Below are 614 nucleotides of genomic sequence, written 5' to 3'. Positions count from 1 at the left end.
TTGACGGCCTGCTGACCTGTGGACAGCGTCTCCCACCTGCCGCGGTAGGGAACACGGACCGTGCCTCCGGCTCCTTGGTACCCCTTGTCGGCCCAGCAGACGATGCCGGCCCCTGCGAGAGCGTCGATGACACCGTGCTCGCGGGCCGCACGGACGTCATGGACGGCCCCGGCCAGAGCGGGGGACGCCCACAGCAGCCGGCCGAACGGATCAGCTACAACCTGCACGTTCACCCCGTGCTTCTTGTGTTCGCCCGAGTAGAACGGTCGGTCGGCGGCGACACGGTCGATTGGTAGCAGCGTCCCGTCCAGCAGGACGAACGCCTTCGTTGACGCCGCCCGGACCGCATCGGCGTGGGCCGGGGCGAGGGCGGCCAGGACGTCGACGGCCTTGGTGATGTAGCGGTAGGCGGTGGTGGTGCCGATCCCGAACCCGGCCGCGAGATGGGCGTACGGATGGCCGTTGCGGAGATGAGCGAGTGCGAGCAGGGCCTGACGCCCCGCACTCAGGCGCCGCCATCGGGTGCCGAGACGCCGACGGTGTTCCCGCAGACGAGCGGCGAGGAAGCGCAGGGCAGAGCTGGACACGTCCAGCCCCGACGGGTAGACAGGCAT

The 614-nt window shown here is 70.0% G+C and carries 1 protein-coding gene; it reads right to left on the bottom strand.

What is annotated here, in order from left to right; genetic code table 11:
* On the bottom strand, nt 1-614 hold a 614-nt coding region (locus IE313_RS34710), incomplete at its 3' end, for a transposase family protein (RefSeq protein WP_189939367.1).

The organism is Streptomyces sulfonofaciens, from assembly GCF_014656295.1.
GTDB classification, from domain to species: Bacteria; Actinomycetota; Actinomycetes; order Streptomycetales; family Streptomycetaceae; genus Streptomyces; species Streptomyces sulfonofaciens.
The sequence above is the reverse complement of the archived record's forward strand: the minus strand, read 5'-3'. Positions and strand labels throughout refer to the sequence as shown.